23 protein-coding genes and 1 other annotated feature are annotated in these 21,257 nt (G+C 53.3%); of the genes, 13 read left to right on the top strand and 10 right to left on the bottom strand.

What is annotated here, in order from left to right:
• Positions 1-2: 2 nt before the first annotated feature.
• Positions 3-1,289 (bottom strand): HlyC/CorC family transporter, encoded by a 1,287-nt coding sequence (locus M8370_RS19805; protein WP_028028086.1) that lies wholly within the window; start codon positions 1,287-1,289, stop codon positions 3-5.
• Between the two features lie 18 nt (positions 1,290-1,307).
• Positions 1,308-2,099: a cytochrome C assembly family protein gene (locus tag M8370_RS19800; RefSeq protein ID WP_014832951.1), complete on the bottom strand. Its 792-nt coding sequence runs from the start codon at positions 2,097-2,099 to the stop codon at positions 1,308-1,310.
• A 166-nt stretch (positions 2,100-2,265) separates the two neighbouring features.
• Here M8370_RS19800 and ffh point away from each other — a divergent pair, with 166 nt between their 5' ends.
• The 7 genes from ffh to M8370_RS19765 all read left to right on the top strand — a co-directional run bounded on the left by ffh (position 2,266) and on the right by M8370_RS19765 (position 7,682).
• Positions 2,266-3,627, top strand: coding sequence for a signal recognition particle protein (gene ffh, locus M8370_RS19795; RefSeq protein WP_013098351.1), 1,362 nt, complete (start codon positions 2,266-2,268; stop codon positions 3,625-3,627).
• Between the two features lie 116 nt (positions 3,628-3,743).
• Complete coding sequence (gene rpsP / locus M8370_RS19790) at positions 3,744-3,992, top strand: 30S ribosomal protein S16 (protein ID WP_003863133.1); 249 nt, start codon at positions 3,744-3,746, stop codon at positions 3,990-3,992.
• A 15-nt stretch (positions 3,993-4,007) separates the two neighbouring features.
• A complete protein-coding gene (gene rimM / locus M8370_RS19785; protein ID WP_013098350.1) occupies positions 4,008-4,547 on the top strand; it encodes a ribosome maturation factor RimM in 540 nt (179 codons plus the stop codon).
• A gap of 31 nt (positions 4,548-4,578) precedes the next feature.
• Positions 4,579-5,346 carry a tRNA (guanosine(37)-N1)-methyltransferase TrmD gene (trmD, locus tag M8370_RS19780; protein WP_250021630.1) on the top strand — a complete coding sequence of 256 codons (768 nt, stop codon included), beginning with the start codon at positions 4,579-4,581 and terminating at the stop codon, positions 5,344-5,346.
• A gap of 43 nt (positions 5,347-5,389) precedes the next feature.
• On the top strand, positions 5,390-5,737 hold the full coding sequence (gene rplS / locus M8370_RS19775) for a 50S ribosomal protein L19 (RefSeq protein ID WP_002914145.1): 348 nt from the start codon (positions 5,390-5,392) through the stop codon (positions 5,735-5,737).
• Between the two features lie 132 nt (positions 5,738-5,869).
• The gene (locus M8370_RS19770) at positions 5,870-6,274 is read left to right on the top strand and encodes a DUF2946 domain-containing protein (RefSeq protein WP_095439798.1); all 405 of its coding nucleotides are present in this window, start codon (positions 5,870-5,872) and stop codon (positions 6,272-6,274) included.
• Positions 6,275-6,311: 37 nt separating this feature from the next.
• Positions 6,312-7,682 carry a PepSY-associated TM helix domain-containing protein gene (locus tag M8370_RS19765; protein ID WP_250021629.1) on the top strand — a complete coding sequence of 457 codons (1,371 nt, stop codon included), beginning with the start codon at positions 6,312-6,314 and terminating at the stop codon, positions 7,680-7,682.
• Between the two features lie 2 nt (positions 7,683-7,684).
• Here M8370_RS19765 and M8370_RS19760 read toward each other — a convergent pair whose 3' ends face one another.
• The 4 genes from M8370_RS19760 to M8370_RS19745 form a co-directional block, all read right to left on the bottom strand.
• Positions 7,685-8,170, bottom strand: a complete 486-nt coding sequence (locus M8370_RS19760) for an OmpA family protein (protein ID WP_062856918.1) — start codon at positions 8,168-8,170, stop codon at positions 7,685-7,687.
• A 12-nt stretch (positions 8,171-8,182) separates the two neighbouring features.
• The gene (dgcN, locus tag M8370_RS19755; RefSeq protein WP_038980884.1) at positions 8,183-9,403 is read right to left on the bottom strand and encodes a diguanylate cyclase DgcN/YfiN; all 1,221 of its coding nucleotides are present in this window, start codon (positions 9,401-9,403) and stop codon (positions 8,183-8,185) included.
• A complete protein-coding gene (gene yfiR / locus M8370_RS19750) occupies positions 9,396-9,884 on the bottom strand; it encodes a regulatory sequestration protein YfiR (RefSeq protein WP_072264540.1) in 489 nt (162 codons plus the stop codon). Before yfiR ends, dgcN begins: the two co-directional genes overlap by 8 nt.
• 202 nt (positions 9,885-10,086) lie before the next feature.
• Positions 10,087-10,461, bottom strand: coding sequence for a DUF2799 domain-containing protein (locus M8370_RS19745; protein WP_020690780.1), 375 nt, complete (start codon positions 10,459-10,461; stop codon positions 10,087-10,089).
• Between the two features lie 214 nt (positions 10,462-10,675).
• On the opposite strand from M8370_RS19745, the gene aroF reads away from it, so the two are divergent.
• The 3 genes from aroF to M8370_RS19730 are packed head-to-tail and all read left to right on the top strand — an operon-like array spanning position 10,676 to position 13,811.
• Entirely contained in the window at positions 10,676-11,746 is a 1,071-nt protein-coding gene (gene aroF, locus M8370_RS19740; protein WP_250021628.1) for a 3-deoxy-7-phosphoheptulonate synthase AroF, read from the top strand.
• Between the two features lie 10 nt (positions 11,747-11,756).
• Positions 11,757-12,878, top strand: a complete 1,122-nt coding sequence (tyrA, locus tag M8370_RS19735; protein WP_013098342.1) for a bifunctional chorismate mutase/prephenate dehydrogenase — start codon at positions 11,757-11,759, stop codon at positions 12,876-12,878.
• Positions 12,879-12,938: 60 nt separating this feature from the next.
• Positions 12,939-13,811: an SMP-30/gluconolactonase/LRE family protein gene (locus M8370_RS19730; protein WP_250021627.1), complete on the top strand. Its 873-nt coding sequence runs from the start codon at positions 12,939-12,941 to the stop codon at positions 13,809-13,811.
• Here the strand turns inward: M8370_RS19730 and pheA are convergent.
• The 4 genes from pheA to bamD all read right to left on the bottom strand — a co-directional run bounded on the left by pheA (position 13,808) and on the right by bamD (position 16,575).
• Positions 13,808-14,968, bottom strand: coding sequence for a bifunctional chorismate mutase/prephenate dehydratase (gene pheA / locus M8370_RS19725; protein WP_013098340.1), 1,161 nt, complete (start codon positions 14,966-14,968; stop codon positions 13,808-13,810). The genes M8370_RS19730 and pheA overlap by 4 nt on opposite strands.
• Before the next feature lie 30 nt (positions 14,969-14,998).
• Positions 14,999-15,124 (bottom strand) — a sequence feature (Phe leader region).
• Entirely contained in the window at positions 15,076-15,123 is a 48-nt protein-coding gene (pheL, locus tag M8370_RS19720) for a pheA operon leader peptide PheL (protein WP_100249759.1), read from the bottom strand. Its footprint overlaps the feature before it by 48 nt.
• Positions 15,125-15,227: 103 nt before the next feature.
• Complete coding sequence (gene raiA / locus M8370_RS19715) at positions 15,228-15,569, bottom strand: ribosome-associated translation inhibitor RaiA (protein WP_008502470.1); 342 nt, start codon at positions 15,567-15,569, stop codon at positions 15,228-15,230.
• Between the two features lie 268 nt (positions 15,570-15,837).
• Entirely contained in the window at positions 15,838-16,575 is a 738-nt protein-coding gene (bamD, locus tag M8370_RS19710; protein ID WP_013098339.1) for an outer membrane protein assembly factor BamD, read from the bottom strand.
• 131 nt (positions 16,576-16,706) lie between these two features.
• Between bamD and rluD the strand changes: the two genes are divergently transcribed.
• From rluD to clpB, 3 genes are all read left to right on the top strand, one after another.
• Entirely contained in the window at positions 16,707-17,687 is a 981-nt protein-coding gene (gene rluD, locus M8370_RS19705; protein ID WP_029882082.1) for a 23S rRNA pseudouridine(1911/1915/1917) synthase RluD, read from the top strand.
• Positions 17,684-18,415, top strand: coding sequence for a purine nucleoside phosphorylase YfiH (gene yfiH, locus M8370_RS19700; protein WP_048970705.1), 732 nt, complete (start codon positions 17,684-17,686; stop codon positions 18,413-18,415). Before rluD ends, yfiH begins: the two co-directional genes overlap by 4 nt.
• A gap of 129 nt (positions 18,416-18,544) precedes the next feature.
• On the top strand, positions 18,545-21,118 hold the full coding sequence (gene clpB / locus M8370_RS19695; protein WP_013098336.1) for an ATP-dependent chaperone ClpB: 2,574 nt from the start codon (positions 18,545-18,547) through the stop codon (positions 21,116-21,118).
• Positions 21,119-21,257: the final 139 nt, after the last annotated feature.

The raw sequence follows: 21,257 nt of genomic DNA, 5'->3' as shown, positions 1-21,257 counted from the left end.
CTTTATTCCGCGATACTTTCGCGCAGTGGTTTAACAGGCAGGACCTTCACCTGCTTAATCATATTGTCCTGCACGTCCAGGATATCAATATCATACTGTTCAATGCGCACCCGCGTGCCCGCCGCCGGGATCTCTTCCAGTGCTTCCAGAATCATCCCGTTCATGGTGCGAGCCTCATCTTCCGGCAGATGCCAGTTAAAGGCTTTATTGAGTTCGCGGATGTTCGCGCTGCCGTCAATCAGCACCGAACCGTCGTTTTGCGGCGTGACCTCTTCCGCAAGAGAAGGGGACATGGAGGTGGTAAAGTCTCCAACAATCTCTTCCAGAATATCTTCGACCGTCACCAGCCCCTGAATATCGCCATACTCATCGACCACCAGACCGACTTTCTTCTTGTTACGCTGGAATTTTACCAGCTGCGTGCTGAGCGGCGTTCCTTCCGGCACGTAGTAAATCTCGTCGGCGGCGCGCAGCATCACCTCTTTAGTGAACTCTTTTTTCTCGGTCATCAGGCGATAGGCTTCCCGCACGCGCAGCATACTGATGGCGTCGTCCAGGGAGTCGCGATAAAGCACAATGCGTCCGTGCGGGGAGTGGGTCAGCTGGCGGACGATGGCCTTCCAGTCGTCGTTAATATCAATCCCGACGATTTCGTTACGCGGCACCATAATGTCGTTAACGCTGACCTTTTCCAGATCCAGCACCGACAGGAGCATGTCCTGATTGCGGCGTGAAATCTGCGAGCGGGATTCGTTCACGATGGTGCGCAGCTCGTCTTTGCTGAGTGCACTGCTGATGGCGACGTCGGCTTTGATGCCGACCATGCGCATCAGGATACGGGTGACCATATTCAACAGCCAGACCAGCGGCATCATCAGGATCAGCAGCGGTGCCAGCAGGAAGCTGCTCGGGTAAGCCACTTTTTCCGGGTAAAGCGCAGCGATGGTTTTGGGCAGCACTTCCGCAAACACCAGCACCACAAACGTCAGTACGCCGGTAGCAATCGCGACCCCGGCGTTGCCGTACAGGCGCATCCCGACAATGGTGCCCAGCGCAGAGGCGAGGATATTGACGAGGTTGTTACCGATAAGCACCAGGCTTATCAGGCGATCCGGTTTACGGAGCAGCTTTTCAACGCGACGTGCGGCACGGTTACCCTGTTTAGCACGATGACGTAACCGGTAGCGGTTTAAGGTCATCATGCCGGTTTCCGAACCAGAGAAATAGGCGGAGATGACCACCATGACGATCAGCGTAACGATCAGCGTGGTGGTAGAGATGTGTTCCAGGGGGAACTCCTTTGTTACTTAGCCAGCAAATTGCTGTATGAAGCGACTTCCGAAATAGGCAAGGGTGAGTATGCCCGCACCCGCGACATTGAACCAGACCACGCGACGACCGCGCCAGCCCTCATGATAATGGCCCCATAACAGCACAATATAGACAAACCACGCGATGATGGAGAGCACCGCTTTGTCGATATTCTCCACGCTGAACAGGTTTTTCATATAAAACAGGCCAGTGCAGAGCGTTAAGGTCAATAATACTACGCCGACCTGGGTGATGTGGAACATCTTACGCTCAATGACCATCAGCGGCGGCATCTCATGGTTAAACGCCAGCTTTTTGTTTTTCAACTGGTAGTCAATCCAGGCGAGCTGCATGGCATAGAGCGCGGCAATGATCAGCGTTGCGTAAGAGAACAGCGACAGGCCGATGTGCACCAGCATGCCCGGCGTGGCTTCCAGATGCGTAATGAACTCATTGGGCATAAAGGTAGCTAAGGCCAGATTGATCAGCGCGAAGGCATAAACAATGGGCAGCAACAGCCAGCCACGATTCTTAGAGGCGACAATGGTCATCACCGTACAGATCATCAGGCTTACCAGCGAACCGACGTTCAGCACGCTCAGGTTTTGCACGCTGCCGTCACCGGGAATGATGCGCGATTCCAGCGCAAAAGCGTGACTAATCAGTGCGATCACCGCCGACAGAATAGCCATGCGCCGCCAGCCGCTGTTTTTTTGCAGCAGTCCGGGAATGATCAGCGCAAGGCTGACAGAGTAGGCAACAAGGGCGATCAGTGCGAAAACAGGCATATAGGCATCGACAGTTGTCTTAATAAGAAAGAGAAGCAGTATAACGTTACGTGACGCCTGCTCCAACCGTTGCATAACAACAAAGGCGCCTTCATGTTATACTCCGGCAAAATTCTGTGTATGTGTCGCTCATGGCGGCCCAACGTTTCTACTCAGGCGAGAGACAATGTTTGATAATTTAACCGATCGTTTGTCGCGCACGCTGCGCAACATCAGCGGCCGCGGACGCCTTACCGAAGACAACATCAAGGAAACGCTGCGCGAAGTGCGCATGGCGCTGCTGGAAGCAGACGTCGCGTTGCCGGTTGTTCGTGATTTTATCAACCGCGTTAAAGAGAAGGCGGTTGGTCATGAAGTTAACAAGAGCCTGACCCCGGGTCAGGAGTTCGTCAAAATCGTTCGTAACGAACTGGTTTCGGCGATGGGCGAAGAGAACCAGGTTCTAAACCTGGCGGCTCAGCCTCCGGCCGTCGTGTTGATGGCGGGTCTGCAGGGTGCGGGTAAAACCACCAGCGTCGGTAAGCTGGGTAAATTCCTGCGCGAGAAGCACAAGAAAAAAGTTCTGGTGGTTTCTGCGGACGTTTATCGCCCGGCGGCGATCAAACAGCTGGAGACCCTGGCGCAGCAGGTTGGGGTCGATTTCTTCCCGTCTGACGTGGCCCAGAAGCCAGTCGACATCGTGAACGCAGCGCTGAAAGAGGCGAAGCTGAAGTTCTACGACGTGCTGCTGGTGGATACCGCCGGTCGTCTGCACGTCGACGAAGCGATGATGGACGAAATCAAACAGGTGCATGCTTCTATCAACCCGGTAGAGACCCTGTTTGTGGTTGACGCCATGACCGGCCAGGATGCGGCGAACACCGCGAAAGCGTTCAACGAAGCGCTGCCGTTAACCGGCGTGGTGCTGACCAAAGTGGACGGTGACGCCCGCGGCGGTGCGGCGCTTTCTATTCGTCATATCACCGGTAAGCCGATCAAATTCCTCGGTGTGGGCGAAAAAACCGAAGCGCTGGAGCCGTTCCACCCGGACCGTATTGCCTCCCGTATCCTCGGCATGGGCGACGTACTGTCGCTGATTGAAGATATCGAGAGCAAAGTTGACCGTGCGCAGGCCGAGAAGCTGGCCAGCAAGCTGAAAAAAGGTGACGGTTTCGATCTGACCGACTTCCTTGAGCAGCTGCGTCAGATGAAAAACATGGGCGGCATGGCAAGCCTGATGGGCAAACTGCCGGGCATGGGCCAGATCCCAGACAACGTAAAAGCGCAGATGGATGACAAGGTGCTGGTGCGTATGGAGGCGATCATCAACTCAATGACCCTCAAAGAGCGTGCTAACCCGGATATCATCAAAGGTTCCCGTAAGCGCCGTATCGCAGCCGGTTGCGGCATGCAGGTGCAGGACGTTAACCGCCTTCTGAAACAGTTCGACGACATGCAGCGCATGATGAAGAAAATGAAGAAAGGCGGCATGGCGAAAATGATGCGTGGCATGAAAGGCATGATGCCACCCGGTTTTCCTGGGCGATAATCGCTTTTGAGATTGCTTTTTGCCCGAAAATGAGTAAAATTTTCGGGCTTTTAATATGACACCCGTGCTCCGTTCCTCGATGGGGCCCGGTTGTTTTATTCACACAAGAGGATGTTATGGTAACTATTCGTTTAGCACGTCACGGCGCTAAAAAGCGTCCGTTCTACCAGGTTGTTGTGACTGACAGCCGTAATGCACGCAACGGTCGCTTCATCGAGCGCGTTGGTTTCTTCAACCCACTGGCCGCTGGCGCAGAAGAAGAAACTCGTCTGGATCTGGATCGTATCGCTCACTGGGTTGGCCAGGGCGCGACTGTTTCCGATCGCGTTGCTACGCTGATCAAAGCAGCAAACAAAGCAGCTTAATCTGTCACGGTGGTCATGATGAGCAATAAAGCACCTGTTGAACCGATTGTATTGGGCAAAATGGGTTCTTGCTACGGTATCCGTGGTTGGCTCAGAGTGTTTTCCTCCACTGAAGACGCTGATAGCATTTTTAATTACCAGCCCTGGTTTATTCAGAAAGGCGGTAAGTGGGAAGAGGTCGAGCTGGAAAGCTGGCGTCACCACAATCAGGACATCATCATCAAGCTGAAAGGCGTTGACGATCGTGATGCCGCGAATGCACTGACTAATTGTGAAATTGTCGTGGATTCGTCGCAGTTGCCGGAGCTTGAAGAAGGCGACTATTACTGGAAAGACCTTATGGGTTGCCAGGTAGTCACTACTGAAGGCTACAGCCTGGGGAAAGTCATCGACATGATGGAAACCGGGTCTAATGACGTTCTCGTCATTAAGGCAAACCTGAAAGATGCATTTGGCATCAAGGAGCGGTTGGTTCCGTTCCTCGATGGACAGGTTATCAAGAAAGTCGATCTCGCTACTCAAACGATTGAAGTAGATTGGGATCCTGGTTTTTAAATTCTCCGGATAAACGGTAAAAGACGGCGCTATGTGGATTGGCATAATTAGCCTGTTTCCTGAAATGTTCCGCGCGATTACCGATTACGGGGTAACTGGCCGGGCAGTAAAGAATGGCCTGCTGAGCATCCAGAGCTGGAGTCCTCGTGACTTCACGCATGACCGGCACCGTACCGTGGACGATCGTCCTTACGGCGGCGGACCGGGGATGTTAATGATGGTGCAACCCTTACGGGACGCCATTCACACAGCAAAAGCCGCGGCAGGTGAAGGCGCAAAGGTGATTTATCTGTCACCTCAGGGACGCAAGCTTGATCAAGCGGGCGTCAGCGAACTGGCGACGAATCAAAAACTGATTCTGGTCTGTGGTCGCTACGAAGGGATAGATGAGCGCGTAATTCAAACCGAGATTGACGAAGAATGGTCTATCGGCGATTACGTTCTCAGCGGTGGTGAGTTACCCGCAATGACGCTGATTGACTCCGTCGCCCGGTTCATTCCGGGAGTACTGGGCCATGAAGCTTCGGCAACGGAAGATTCCTTTGCCGATGGGTTGCTGGACTGTCCACACTATACCCGTCCTGAAGTGTTAGAAGGGATGGAAGTCCCGGCAGTGTTACTGTCAGGAAACCATGCTGAGATACGTCGCTGGCGTTTGAAGCAGTCGCTGGGCCGAACCTGGCTTAGAAGACCTGAACTTCTGGAAAACCTGGCTCTGACTGAAGAGCAAGCAAAGTTGCTGGCCGAGTTCAAAACTGAACAAGCGCAACAGCAGCATGAACATGATGGGAATGCGTAATACGCTCCCGAATATCAGTTTACCCAGGATAAGAGATTAAATTATGAGCAACATTATTAAGCAACTTGAACAAGAGCAGATGAAGCAGGACGTACCTTCCTTCCGTCCAGGTGACACCGTGGAAGTGAAAGTATGGGTTGTTGAAGGTTCCAAAAAACGTCTGCAGGCATTCGAGGGCGTGGTTATCGCTATTCGTAACCGCGGTCTGCACTCTGCATTCACTGTTCGTAAAATTTCCAACGGCGAAGGCGTTGAGCGTGTCTTCCAGACTCACTCTCCGGTAGTTGACAGCATTGCTGTTAAACGTCGTGGTGCTGTACGTAAAGCTAAACTGTACTACCTGCGTGAGCGTACTGGTAAGTCTGCTCGTATTAAAGAGCGTCTGAACTAAGATTCGCTTAAGCGACATCCTGTTAGAAAGGGCTGGCCGAAAGGCTGGCCCTTTTTTTATCCCATCGCATCTCTCGTGTTAACCCTTTCGTCATAAATCATTTACAATGCTGGCCTCTTCCGTGGAGGGTAAGTGATTAACGTACTGCATCAGCATAACTGGAAACGCGCAGCGGCATTGACCGCGCTGTTTGCGATCCTGCTGATCGTGATCGCACCGCTGATCTCCGTCTCGCTGCAAAAAGATCCCATGAGTGCCATGCCGGGGATGCATCATGACATGAGCATGATGTCGATGGATGAGTACCACGGCGATATGCAGCACAGCATGCCGGTTGACCATGCGGAAGCCTGTGGCTACTGCGTGCTATTAGCCCACGTGCCGGGCATGATACTCGCGCTGATTGTGCTGCTCAGTATCGTGCTGCAAAGGCTGCGTGTCAGGATGCCGCGTCAGGCGGTCAGCCACTGGCACTTTTTCCCCTGGCTTTATCCTGATACCCGCGCGCCGCCGCGGCAGTCTGCTTTTTCCCTTTAAAAAATATCGATAACTTTTTGCCTTAAAAAGGAAAAGTATGACTACCTGCACTCCGCGCGCGGCATGGGGAAACCTGCTGCGTCGACTCCATTTCTATGTCGGGCTGTTTGTCGGCCCGTTTATCTTCTTCGCCGCGCTGACCGGTACGCTGTACGTGGCGACACCGCAGCTGGAAAATATCCTGTACCGGCACGCGCTCCATACGGATTCCGTGGGGGAACTCCAACCGCTGGCGGAACAGATCGCCGTGGCGGAAAAAACCATCGGCACCGAGCTGCGTTTATACGCCGTTCGTCCTGGCCTGGCTGCGGGTGAAACCACCCGGGTGATGTTTGCCGACCCGTCGCTTGGCCCATCGGAGACCCGCGCTATTTTTATCGATCCCGTCACTCTTGCGGTGCGTGGCGATATGACCGTGTATGGCACCAGCGGGATTTTACCGCTACGCCAGACCATTGATTATCTGCATACGTCCCTGATGCTGGGTAACGTTGGTCGGCTCTACAGCGAGCTGGCCGCCTCGTGGATGTGGGTCGCCGCGCTGGGCGGGATTGCGCTGTGGTTTTATACCCGGCCAAAACGTCGGCTCAACAATCGTTTTCAGAACCGGCGTCGCCTGCATGTCTCGCTGGGCTGGGTGCTGCTGGGGGGAATGTTGCTGTTTTCTGCGACCGGTCTGACGTGGTCCCAGTGGGCGGGCGGCAACGTGGATAAACTGCGCGCGCAGATGAACTGGCTCACGCCGCAGGTGAGCACCACGCTTTCGGGTGCGCCCGTCACGATGGATGAGCACGCTGAACACCATGGGCATCATGCTGGCATGATGATGCCCGACATGACGATGGATCTGACCCAGTTCGATGGCGTATTGCACGCTGCCCGCCAGGCCGGGATTGATGCGAATAAACTCGAAATCCGCCCGGCGAAAAGCGCTGACCAGGCGTGGACCGTGACGGAAATTGACCGCCGCTGGCCGACCCAGGTGGATGCCGTTGCGGTGGATCCAAATTCCATGCAAATTCTGGACAGAACCCGCTTTGAGGATTTCCCGTTAATGGCAAAGCTGACCCGCTGGGGTGTGGATTTCCATATGGGGATCTTATTCGGGCTGGTTAACCAGTTACTGCTCGTCGCATTTGGCCTGGCGCTGTGTGTGCTGATTGTCTGGGGATATCGGATGTGGTGGATGCGTCGTCCGGCGCAATCGACGGCGGATCCGCTTCAGACGCTTTGTCAGTGCTGGCTGGCGCTCCCGGGATGGGGAAAAGCCGTCACGGTGGTGGTCAGCGTATTGCTGGGGCTGGCATTGCCGGTGATGGGCGTGAGCCTGGCGCTGTTTATGCTGATTGACTGGCTACGCTGGCGAGCGGCAACTGGCGTGTCGCTCGCACAATCATCCGTTAAATAAGGCTATGGCGTGCTGATGACCACCGCGACCCGACGGTTTTCAGCACGCCCTTGCGCCGTACTGTTGCTGGAAACCGGATATTTTTTACCTAATCCCTGCGTGGTGAGGTTGCTGCGCGGGATATTGGCGCCTTTGGCCCAGACGTCAGCCACTGCATTGGCACGTTTTAACGACAGCGCTTCATTGTAGCTCTCTTCACCGTAATTATCGGTGTGGCCATCCATACGCGCGTGTTTCAGGCCGGTAGCCGCCAGGCGGGATGCCATGGTGCGGATCTGCGCTTCACTTTCCGGGCGCAGTCTGGCGTCATTTTTATCAAACAGGATCGTATCTGACAGGCCCAAAGACCAGTCGCCATTCAGTTCGTTAAAACCGTATGACTTCATCGCCGCAATTTGCTCAGGGGTGAATTTACCTTCAGGCGGTGACTGACAACCCGTCAGTACCATCGAAGCGAGAAATAACGGCGCGAAGTATCGCTTTAACATATCGTATCCTTTCTAAGTTATTGCTTTTGTACGCTGGTTTTTATCCTGGTACATGTTGCGGTCGGCTTGCTCCAGTAATGCTTCCACAGAGGCACTTTCCCACGCCAGAGCAAAGCCAATGCTAAGTGACATCGTTGCTGTCTGCCCGTTATGCAGATCGAACGGGCGCATAAACTGCTGCGACAGCGCAGCACAAATCTGTTGAACCTCTGCGGCAGACTGCACGCCGTACAGCACCATCGCAAACTCGTCACCGCCAAGGCGGTATGACTGATGACGCTTATCGCCAAACTCAACCATCCGGCGGGCGACTTCAATCAGGACGCAATCGCCCGCAGCATGTCCCCAGGTATCGTTAATAAACTTGAAATTATCACCGTCGAGGAAGAGCAGGGCAGTGTTGGTTTTCGCCGAGGCGTCGTGCATTAATGCCGCGATGCTGCTACGAAACGCCGCCCGATTGGCGAGGCCGGTGAGAGGATCGTGCATGGCGGTACGCAGTAGCTGAGCGTTTTTCGCCTGCAGCTTAAGCTGCCACTCTTCCATTTCATCCAGCAGACTGTTGAAATCTTCGCCAAACTGGTGGAATTCTTCGATGCGACCATCCTTCACCCGCCGGGAAAAGTTGCGGTTGGTGCGTACGTCATGCACGACATCGGTGATGTTTTGCAGCGCCGTGACCATGCCATGATGCAGAGATTGTGTAATCGTAAGCGCGACGGCGGTGGCAAAAAGAATACAGCCGGTAAGAACGGCAAACGACAGCCAGATGAAATGGCTGATGAGATTATCGCGTGCGGTCAGGCGAATTTCGCCGATCGCATTACCGTTATGCATGATGGGCTGTGCGACCGGGTCGGGGAACAGCCAGCGGCTAACCAATGCACCCAGCGTGTCGTTATTCTCTTCCGGGTTCCAGGACCAGTAAGCAAACCGCTTTTTATGCGCGTTAATAACCTCAGCCACGGCAAACTGGCCCTGTTTACCCAGGGTGGCGAGCGTTTCGTTAGCCGCCAGCGCATCATTAAAGACCAGTGAGGCTTCAAGGCTGTGGCTCATTGTTGCGCCGGTTAATTCGAGATTTTTTTGGGCGTATTGCTTTAATGTCACCACAGAAGCAAAACAGAGCAGGAGCCAAATTAACGTCATGGTGATGATGACGCTTATCATGCTGATTCGTCTCAACGTGCTTTTAAACGTTGGACGTGGCGTTGAAGTGATTTCTTTATCCATGCTGCTTATTCCGTGCCAGCATTAATACATCCGGATTGACGCGTACGCCACTGCGCGTCAATGCATCCAGATTAACGGAAAATCTGACCTGGTTATGATCGATTATCAGGCAGAATGCACTGCCAATAACACATTCCGGATTCTGCTCTGAGATTAATAGCAATGCTCTGCCCTGATATTGACTTATTAATTCAAGTTGTTTTGCAGGCGATTCAGCCCCGAAATAAATAGCATCACACGTCGCGGACAGGGCTTCCTGATCGTTACGTACAATGACGGGAGTATAAGGTAACTCGCTTTGCCCCTCTTCGCTGCTCAGTGCTTGCGTGTAGTGAGACGAGGCATAAATGCAGAGTTTAGGTTGCCCGGAAAGTGACGGCCATCGGGTATAGCTCACAATACCCGATACAATCGAACGTACCGATTTATCGGTTTCTGTGAACGTGGCTGCCGGTGCTGGGCCCACCATAAAGAACAGCATTAGCACCAGAGTGAGTCGGAACAAAGAGATCAAGAATGAATTTCTCACCAGAATCCGCCATACCGCTCTGGAAAATAGATGTCCTTACGAGTTGTCGGCAGAATACCATTGTTTATCAAAGCCGTCATTATGTCAGAAATGTACTGAGTACGACCTAAGCTAAATCCTACAGTTGTATATATTCCGGCGTATAAAAAACGGCTTAATTAAGTCTGCTGGAACGCATACTTTCATCCATTCCTTGTTGCCATGATTCATGCAGTTTTGCTGCGTTTTCAACAGTATCACAACTGGCCGGGAAAGATTTACCTGCTACTCCCCAGGCGTGAATAAAACCTTCCTCACACACTTTTTTCTGTCCGTCGGCGTAGCCACGAAGATATTCACTACGATCAACCTGCGGGTCGTTAAAACTATCGGCCAGCGTCTGATTATCTTTAACCGGCAGACCATTCATGGCGTCTTCTTTACCCGCATCAAACCAGCTGGGACTAGTCCAGTCGGGCTGGAAGGTATAAGGGTTGATCTCACAGCCCGATAAAAACAGCGACAACAGCATCAGAGCGATTGAACGCATAGCCATTCTCCTTTTTTCTTCAGCATAGCCTGGCAAAAGAAAGTGGGGGTGTAATTTTATGTTTACGATTTTGTCGGCTGATTTTTGCAGTAAAATGGCTTTTGTAAAGTAAAGTGTACGTATTTTGGATTGAAATCTTTACTTGTTGTGGTATCGTTGTTTCACCTCTTCGAGGAAAACACCTATCGCAAACGAGCTTTACAGGATAGCCATCATGCAAAAAGACGCGCTGAACAACGTACATATCACTGACGAACAGGTTTTGATTACACCGGATCAACTGAAAGCGGAGTTCCCGCTGAGCGCCGCGCAGGAGGCTCAAATTGAGCACTCGCGCCAGACCATTTCTGACATTATCGCTGGCCGCGATCCGCGTCTGCTGGTGGTATGTGGTCCTTGTTCCATTCACGATCCTGAAACCGCCATTGAGTACGCTCGTCGATTTAAAGCATTAGCGGAGGAGGTCAGCGATAGCCTCTACCTGGTGATGCGCGTCTATTTTGAGAAGCCACGTACCACCGTTGGCTGGAAAGGGTTGATTAACGATCCGCACATGGATGGCTCGTTTGATGTGGAAGCCGGTCTGAAGATTGCGCGTCGCCTGCTGGTTGAGCTGGTCTGCATGGGGCTGCCACTGGCAACCGAAGCGCTGGATCCGAACAGCCCGCAGTACCTGGGCGATCTGTTTAGCTGGTCTGCGATTGGTGCGCGTACCACGGAATCACAAACCCACCGTGAAATGGCGTCTGGTCTGTCGATGCCGGTAGGTTTTAAAAACGGGACCGACGGTAGCCTTGCCACGGCGATCAACGCCATGCGCGCCGCGGCCATGCCGCATCGCTTTGTAGGTATTAACCAGGCGGGCCAGGTTTGTCTCCTGCAGACGCAGGGTAATCCGGACGGTCATGTGATCCTGCGTGGCGGTAAAGCGCCAAACTACAGCCCGGCAGATGTGGCACAGTGTGAAAAAGAGATGGAGCAGGCGGGACTGCGCCCGGCACTGATGGTAGATTGTAGTCATGGTAATTCGAACAAAGATTACCGTCGTCAGCCTGCGGTGGCGGAATCGGTGGTCGCACAAATCAAAGACGGCAACCGTTCTATTATCGGTCTGATGATTGAGAGCAATATTCATGAAGGCAATCAATCATCTGAACAACCGCGCAGCGCAATGAAGTACGGTGTGTCCGTGACGGATGCCTGCATCAGCTGGGAAACCACCGATGCGCTGCTGCGTGAGATCCACAAAGATATAAACGGCCAGCTGGCGACGCGTCTGGCTTAAGAGGTTAGGTATGGTTGCTGAATTGACCGCATTACGCGATCAAATTGATGAAGTGGATAAGGCGCTGCTGGATCTGTTAGCACGCCGTATGGCGCTGGTTGCCGAGGTGGGTGAGGTCAAAAGCAAATATGGCCTGCCGATTTACGTTCCGGAGCGCGAGGCCTCCATGCTGGCTTCCCGTCGTAAAGAGGCCCAGGCGCTGGGCGTCTCGCCGGATTTGATTGAAGATGTCTTGCGTCGTGTGATGCGGGAGTCCTACTCCAGCGAAAACGATAAAGGCTTCAAAACCCTTTGCCCGTCCCTGCGCCCGGTCGTTATTGTGGGCGGGGCGGGCCAGATGGGGCGGCTGTTTGAAAAAATGCTGACCCTGTCTGGCTATCAGGTGCGTATCCTGGAAAAAGAGGACTGGGCAAAAGCGCCGGAGCTGATGAAAGATGCCGGAATGGTCATTGTCAGCGTGCCGATTCACGTGACGGAGCAGATCATTGCGAAGCTTCCTCCGCTACCTGCAGATTGCATCCTGGTGGATTTAGCGTCCGTGAAAAATGGTCCGCTGCAGGCAATGCTGGCTGCGCACACGGGGCCGGTCCTGGGGCTACATCCTATGTTTGGCCCGGACAGCGGCAGCCTGGCGAAACAGGTGGTGGTCTACTGCGATGGTCGTCAGCCGGAAGCCTACCAGTGGTTCCTGGAACAGATTCAGGTTTGGGGCGCGCGGCTGCACCGCATTAGCGCGGTTGAACACGATCAGAACATGGCGTTCATCCAGGCGCTGCGCCACTTTGCGACCTTTGCCTATGGGCTGCATCTGGCGGAAGAGAATGTGCAGCTTGAGCAGTTATTGGCACTCTCTTCGCCTATCTATCGTCTGGAGCTGGCGATGGTGGGGCGTCTGTTTGCTCAGGATCCCCAGCTTTACGCCGACATTATTATGTCGTCTGAGAACAACCTGGCACTGATTAAGCGTTACTACCAGCGTTTTGGCGAAGCCATTACGCTGCTGGAGCACGGCGACAAGCAGGCGTTTATCGACAGCTTCCGTAAGGTCGAACACTGGTTTGGCGATTACGCGCAACGTTTCCAGAGCGAGAGCCGCACGCTGTTGCGTCAGGCAAATGACAGTCGCCAGTAATGCGATGATGTATATACTGAAAGCCAGCATTGCTGGCTTTTTTCATTTTGGGGAACTGTCATGGCCGAACCGCAGCTGCTGTTGAACTACACCGGGCATCTGCCCGAATGCCCGACGTGGAGTGCAGAGGAAAATGCGCTCTACTGGGCGGATATTCTTGAAGGTGAGATCCACCGTTATCATTTACCCACGGCGGAACACACCGTGCTCTCTTTCCACGAAGAGGTGGGGTGTTTCGCCCTGCGCGAACGCGGCGGCTTTATCGTCGCGATGCGAGGCGGCATCTGGCTTTCCGATAAACACGGTCTGCTGCAGCGCAAAGTCTGTGATAACCCGTCGAATCCGCAGCTTGCGCGTTTCAATGATGGGGGAACCGATCACCGGGGCCAGTTCTACGCCGGGACCTTCTGGGCACCGGGTGATTACAACGGGGCGCTGCTGATGCGCATTGATAACAATCTGACGCCAAAAGTTATCCAGTGCGACATTCATGGCCACAATGGTCTGGCATTCAGCCCCGACCAGCGGTGGATGTTTACTTCTGATACGCCAAACGGCGTTATCTACCGTACCCCACTGGATGAGCAGGGGGAACCCGGTAAAAGGGAGGTATTCCGCCGGTTCAACGACGGCGAAGGGATACCTGACGGTGCCGCGATGGACGTGGAAGGCTGTTACTGGAGTGCGCTGTTTGATGGCTGGCGCATCGCGCGCTTTTCACCTCAGGGAGAGCAACTGGAAGAGTACCGAATGCCGGTCCGTTGCCCAACGATGGTCTGCTTTGGCGGTGACGATATGAAAACGCTGTTTATCACGACCACACGGGAAAATATGGATGCGCAGGAGGTGGCGCAATATCCCCTCTCCGGCGCTATCTTCACCCTGCCGGTCAGTGTGGCAGGGATGAAGAAAAGCCGGTTTATCGAACGTTAGCTTGGGTCAACCGGTACCACGTTTTCGCTCGGATAACAGCCCAGCACCTTCATTGAACGGGTGATTTCGCTCAGTTCACGCAGGGCTTTCTGCATGGACGGTGATTCCAGGTTGGCCTGAATGTCGAGATAGAACATCTCTTCCCACGGATTGCCGTGAATCGGGCGCGATTCGAGCCGGGTCATGATCAGATTGTGGTTACGCAGTACCAGCAGCGCTTCAACCAGTGCGCCTGCCTGCTGCCCGGTTGCCATCAACAGGGTGGTTTTGGCGGGCACCTGATCAGAGACATTAATGGCTTTGCGTGCCAGCACGATGAAGCGGGTAATGTTTTGCGTCTGGTTTGCCAGGTTACGTTCCAGAACCTGGAGACCATACAGCGCACCGCCCGCCTCGCTGCCCAGCGCCGCGACGGTGGGGGAGTTTGCCTGGGCGACTTTTTCCATCGCCGCGGAGGTGCTTTCGGTGTACTCAATTTTCCAGTTCGGATAACGGTTCAGGAACTGACTGCACTGCTGGAACGGCTGCGGATGGCTGTAGACCGTCTCGATGGTGCTCAAATCGGTTGAGCCAGAGACCAGCACGCAGTGATCGATAGGGATTGTCAGCTCCCCAACCAGCGACAGGCTGGTGTGTTGCAGCAGATCGTACACGTCGTTGATGGCACCGGAACTGGTGTTCTCAATCGGCACGACGGCGTAATCCGCCTGGCCGGTTTCCACCTGATTGAAAATATCGGCGAACTTTGCGCAGCCGCTCTCAATGAACTCTTCAAAATGACGTGCAGCGTACTGGCGGGCAGCCAGATGGGAGTAGGAGCCCTTAGGGCCAAGAAACGCGATGCGGGCAGAGTGCGGGTTGGTTTTATTCAGATGCTGCTGCAACAGCGCTTGCTGGGTCAGAACAGAGTCTTCGATGATGAGCTGGAACAAACGGGTGATGTAATGTGCGTCAAGGTGATGGGCTTTGCCGAGTTGAATCAGACGTTCCAGCAGGTCGCGTTCGCGGTCGATATCACGTACCGGACGGTGGGAGTCCAGTTTGGCTTTACCCACTTCGATGGCGAGCGCGCGGCGTTCAGCCAGAAGTGCCAGTAATTTTTCATCCAGCGCGCTGATTTTTACTCGCAGATCCAGTAACGGGTTTTCCGGTGTCATAGTGTTGTCTGTCTCGTTTTATCGTTATCAATAAAAAAGGCCCCCCGGTGTGGGAGGCCTTGTTGTTCGTCTTCGCATTCTTTATCACACGACGAAACGCCTCCCGTTCAGGGGAAGGTAAAAAAGAATGCGAAGAAAAACGGCGTCAGTTTCATGAAATCATCCTGTGGTTGATAACGTTAAAGTACCCGTACTGTTTTCACCCTGTCAATAAAAAACGCGCCCGAAGGCGCGTTGGCGGTAAACTCAATTTAAAGGATTACTCTTCTTCAACTTCTTCCGCGAAGCTGGCGTCTTTCACCGAGGTCGTGGCGCGACGGGCTTCACCTTTGTGCTGCACTTTATTGAGCTGCCGTTCCAGCTTGTTAATCAAATCGTTAATAGCGGTGTACATATCCTCGTGTTTTGCGCTGGCGACCAGATGGCCGTTTGGAGTATTGATAGTTGCGTCAGCGATGAAACCCTGCGGCTCCTTAGACAGGATGATATGTGGATTAATCAAGTGTGTTTGCCATTTATCCAGTTTGGCGAGACGGTCTGCGACGTGCTGGCGAATTGCCGGGGTAATTTCCATTTGTTTGCTGGTAATGTTCATTGTCATAAATTTTACCTCTTGTCTTTCCGTCTTGGTGATTCCAGCATACCTGTCCTAATGTCAAAATGTGTGATTTAGATCACGTTATTTTGTCGGTTTTTGTCAGGGAATCTTTTTTGTGAGGCAGGGCAGGAAGAGGTGAGATTTACCTTGTCGAAGGCAAAAATTGCGGTCATAGTTGATAGGATGTGTTGAAGCTAAACCGCTTCAGCTTTGTCTGAAATGAATAAAAAAACGGCAGCCCGCGGGCTGCCGTTTTGCTTTGACGTCGCTATCAGGTGTTGCTGCTGTTCGCGGCGATGATTTTTGCTACCTTGTCTGCCTGTGCGGTCATCTGCATCTGGCGGTAAGCATTTTCCATCAGCTTCAGGCCGTCGCGGGTCGCCTGCGTATCCGGATAATCACGCAGCATTCCTTCTACACGGTTAACCACGGCAACCCATGCGCCACGACGGGTGTAGTATTCAGCAACCGAGTATTCGTATTTCGCCAGTCGGTCTTTCAGGAACACCAGACGTTTGGTGGCGTCGGTTACGTACTGGCTGTTCGGATAGCCGCGCACCAGTTTGGAAAAGTCGTTGAACGCATCACGCGCATGCTGCGGGTCACGGTCGGAGCGATCCACACCGAAGAAGCCCTGCAGGGCACTGTCATCCAGCGCCATGTTGGTCAGACCGCGCATGTACATTACATAGTCGATGTTAGGATGAGTCGGGTTCAGACGCATGAAACGATCGATGGTTGCCTGAGCCAGCGGCAGATCGGCATTTTTATAGTATGCGTAGATGAGATCTAACTGTACCTGCTGCGAATACGGACCAAATGGATAGCGATTATCCAACGCTTCCAGTTGCGTTATCGCCTGTTTCCAGTTACCGTCCTGCAACTTTTGTTGTGCAGTCGCATAGATTTCATTCGGCGGATTGTCAGGGACCTGTTCATTTGAACCGGAGCAGCCCACCAAAGCCAGGCTCAACGTGGCCGCTGCCACCAGATATTTCATGCGCGTCATGACGTTTTGACTTTCCTCAAATGTTTGTCCGGGAGAAACTCTGTTCCTGCTCCCGATTAAGACCAGCTACAATAGCACACTATATTAAACGGCAAAGCCGTAAAACCCAACGTTAAACGAAGAAGCAGTTTATGGCACAACGAGTAGAACTCACCGCAACAGTCTCCGAAAATCAGCTCGGTCAACGCTTAGATCAAGCTTTGGCCGAATTGTTCCCTGATTATTCGCGTTCACGCATAAAAGAATGGATTCTTGACCAGCGCGTGCTGGTAAACGGTAAAGTCTGGGACAAACCGAAAGAGAAAGTGTTAGGTGGGGAAGCTGTCGCCATCAATGCTGAAATCGAAGAGGAAATCCGCTTCGAGCCACAGGATATCCCACTGGATATCGTCTATGAAGATGATGACATTCTGGTAATTAACAAGCCGCGCGACCTGGTTGTTCATCCGGGAGCGGGGAATCCTGACGGTACGGTACTTAACGCACTTCTCCATTATTATCCGCCGATTGCTGATGTGCCGCGTGCCGGTATCGTGCATCGTCTGGATAAAGACACCACCGGTCTGATGGTGGTAGCAAAGACCGTACCTGCCCAGACTCGCCTGGTGGAATCACTGCAGCTGCGTGAGATCACCCGCGAATATGAAGCCGTGGCTATTGGCCATATGACTGCTGGCGGTACGGTTGATGAGCCGATCAGCCGTCACCCTACCAAACGTACTCATATGTCGGTGCATCCGATGGGTAAACCGGCGGTAACGCACTATCGCATTATGGAACATTTCCGCATTCATACGCGTCTGCGTCTGCGTCTGGAGACCGGTCGTACCCACCAGATCCGCGTGCATATGGCGCACATCACCCATCCGCTGGTGGGGGATCAGGTATACGGTGGTCGTCCGCGTCCGCCAAAAGGGGCATCGGACGAGTTCATCAGCGTACTGCGCAAGTTTGATCGTCAGGCGCTGCACGCCACCATGCTGCGCCTTTATCACCCTATTTCAGGGATTCAAATGGAATGGCATGCGCCGATCCCGCAGGATATGGTGGAGCTTATTGACGCCATGCGCGCGGATTTTGAAGAACACAAAGATCAAGTGGACTGGTTATGACCAAACTGATTGTTCCGGAGTGGCCACTGCCTGAAGGTGTGGCTGCCTGCAGTTCAACCCGCGTTGGCGGGGTAAGTCAGGGGGCGTGGGCGTCTTTGAACCTTGGCGCACACTGCGGTGACAACCTGGAACACGTTGAAGAAAACCGCTCGCGGCTGTTTGTTGCGGGCAACTTACCGTCTAAACCGGTGTGGCTTGAGCAGGTTCACGGTAAAGCCGTGCTGAAGTTGACGGGAGCACCCTACGCGTCTAAACGTGCCGATGCCTCCTACAGCGATACGCCGGGAACAGTATGCGCGGTGATGACAGCCGATTGTCTGCCGGTGCTGTTTTGTAACCGTGCGGGTACCGAGGTTGCGGCTGCTCATGCGGGCTGGCGTGGTCTGTGTGAAGGCGTGCTGGAAGAGACCGTCGCCTGCTTCAAAGACGATCCTGCAAATATCATTGCCTGGCTTGGCCCGGCAATTGGTCCTCAGGCATTCGAGGTGGGCCCAGAGGTTCGTGAAGCGTTTATGGCAAAAGATCCGCAAGCCGTTAACGCTTTCGAACCCGTGGGAGAAAAATATCTGGCCGATATTTATCAGCTTGCACGTCAGCGTCTGAATAATGTCAAGGTGACGCAGATCTTCGGCGGTGACCGCTGTACGTTCACCGAAAAGGATGATTTCTTCTCTTATCGCCGCGACAAGACGACGGGGCGTATGGCAAGTTTTATTTGGCTGATATAACCTAAAGAATCAAGACGATCCGGCACGTGCCGTTTTCTTTTCACATAATTCAGGTCATTAACCTTGAATAATTGAGGGATGACCTCATTTAATCTCCAGTAGCAAATTTGACCTGTTATGGGAGGAGTTATGCGTCTGGATCGTCTTACTAATAAATTCCAGCTTGCTCTCGCCGATGCCCAGTCCCTTGCACTGGGGCACGACAACCAATTCATCGAACCTCTTCATTTAATGAGCGCCTTGCTGAATCAGGAAGGGGGATCGGTACGTCCATTATTAACGTCTGCTGGCATTAATGCTGGCCAGTTACGCACTGCCATCGATCAGGCGCTGAGCCGTTTACCGCAGGTAGAAGGTACCGGCGGTGACGTTCAGCCGTCCCAGGATCTGGTGCGGGTGCTGAACCTTTGCGACAAGCTGGCGCAAAAACGTGGGGACAACTTTATTTCGTCGGAACTGTTTGTTCTGGCGGCGCTTGAATCACGCGGTACCCTGACCGACCTGCTGAAAACTGCCGGCGCAACCACGGCCAATGTGACTCAGGCGATTGAGAAAATGCGTGGGGGTGAAAGCGTGAACGATCAGGGAGCCGAAGACCAACGTCAGGCTTTGAAAAAATTTACGGTCGATCTGACCGAGCGTGCTGAGCAGGGTAAACTTGACCCGGTGATCGGCCGTGATGAAGAAATTCGCCGTACTATTCAGGTTCTGCAGCGCCGTACCAAAAACAACCCGGTGCTGATTGGTGAACCGGGTGTTGGTAAAACCGCCATCGTTGAAGGTCTGGCGCAGCGTATTGTAAACGGTGAAGTACCGGAAGGGCTGAAAGGCCGCCGTGTACTGGCGCTGGATATGGGGGCGCTGGTGGCCGGGGCGAAGTATCGCGGTGAATTCGAAGAGCGTCTGAAAGGGGTGCTTAACGATCTGGCAAAACAGGAAGGCAATGTCATTCTGTTTATCGATGAGTTGCACACCATGGTCGGTGCCGGTAAAGCAGACGGCGCGATGGATGCCGGGAACATGCTGAAACCTGCACTGGCACGCGGTGAACTTCACTGTGTTGGTGCCACGACGCTGGACGAGTACCGTCAGTACATCGAAAAAGATGCTGCGCTTGAACGTCGTTTCCAGAAGGTGTTTGTCGCGGAACCAAGCGTGGAAGATACCATCGCGATCCTGCGTGGTCTGAAAGAACGTTATGAGCTGCACCACCATGTGCAGATCACTGACCCGGCGATTGTTGCGGCAGCGACGCTTTCGCATCGTTATATCGCCGACCGTCAGTTACCGGATAAAGCGATCGATCTTATCGATGAGGCCGCATCCAGCATTCGTATGCAGATAGACTCGAAACCGGAAGAGTTGGACAGACTCGACCGTCGTATTATTCAGCTTAAACTGGAACAGCAGGCACTCAAGAAAGAGTCTGATGAAGCCAGTAAAAAACGCCTCGATATGCTCAATGAGGAACTGGACGATAAAGAGCGCCAGTATTCTGAGTTAGAAGAAGAGTGGAAGGCAGAGAAAGCGTCACTCTCTGGCACTCAGACCATTAAGGCTGAACTTGAACAGGCAAAAATTGCCATTGAGCAGGCGCGTCGTGTGGGTGACCTGGCGCGAATGTCAGAGTTGCAGTACGGCAAAATCCCTGAGCTGGAGAAACAGCTTGAGATTGCGACGCAGTCTGAAGGCAAAACGATGCGTCTGTTACGTAACAAAGTAACGGATGCGGAAATTGCTGAGGTGCTGGCGCGCTGGACCGGTATTCCGGTAGCACGCATGATGGAAAGCGAACGCGATAAACTGCTGCGCATGGAGCAGGATCTGCATCAGCGCGTGATTGGCCAGGACGAGGCGGTTGAAGCGGTTTCCAACGCCATCCGTCGTAGCCGCGCCGGATTGTCTGATCCTAATCGTCCGATTGGTTCGTTCCTGTTCCTGGGCCCTACCGGGGTGGGGAAAACCGAGCTGTGTAAGGCGCTGGCTAACTTTATGTTCGACAGCGACGATGCGATGGTGCGTATCGACATGTCCGAGTTTATGGAGAAACACTCCGTTTCACGTCTGGTGGGTGCGCCTCCGGGATATGTCGGTTATGAAGAAGGTGGTTACCTGACAGAAGCGGTACGCCGTCGCCCTTATTCCGTCATCCTGCTGGACGAAGTGGAAAAAGCGCACCCGGATGTGTTCAACATTCTGCTGCAGGTCCTGGATGATGGTCGTCTGACCGACGGGCAGGGGAGAACGGTGGATTTCCGTAATACGGTGGTGATCATGACATCGAACCTGGGTTCCGATTTGATTCAGGAACGTTTCGGTGAACTGGATTACAGCCATATGAAGGATCTGGTTCTGGGTGTGGTTAGCCATAACTTCCGTCCGGAGTTCATCAACCGTATCGATGAAGTGGTTGTATTCCATCCTCTGGGTGAGAAACACATTGCGTCGATTGCACAGATCCAGCTGCAGCGTCTGTACAAACGTCTGGAAGAGCGTGGATATGAAATTCACATCTCTGACGATGCCCTGAAACTGCTGAGCGAAAATGGTTACGATCCGGTTTACGGGGCGCGTCCGTTGAAACGTGCTATCCAGCAGCAGATCGAAAACCCGCTGGCGCAGCAGATACTGTCAGGCGAACTGGTTCCGGGCAAAGTTATCCGTCTGGAAGCCAACGACGACCGAATTGTGGCAGTGCAGTAAGTCACAAAACGCAAAAACGAGCCGCTTGCGGCTCGTTTTTGTTTAAAAACCAGGCCAGAATTGAGGTCCGGGATGTGATTTGCCTGGAAAGTGAGCAGTCAGTAAATAATTTTCACTTTATCCTTGCAGCTTCAGAATT

The sequence above is a fragment of the Enterobacter cloacae complex sp. OE43NF genome (assembly GCF_023544405.1).
Taxonomy (GTDB): Bacteria; Pseudomonadota; Gammaproteobacteria; order Enterobacterales; family Enterobacteriaceae; genus Enterobacter; species Enterobacter cloacae.
Note: the sequence above shows the minus strand (reverse complement) of the source record. Positions and strands in the feature narration are given on the sequence as shown.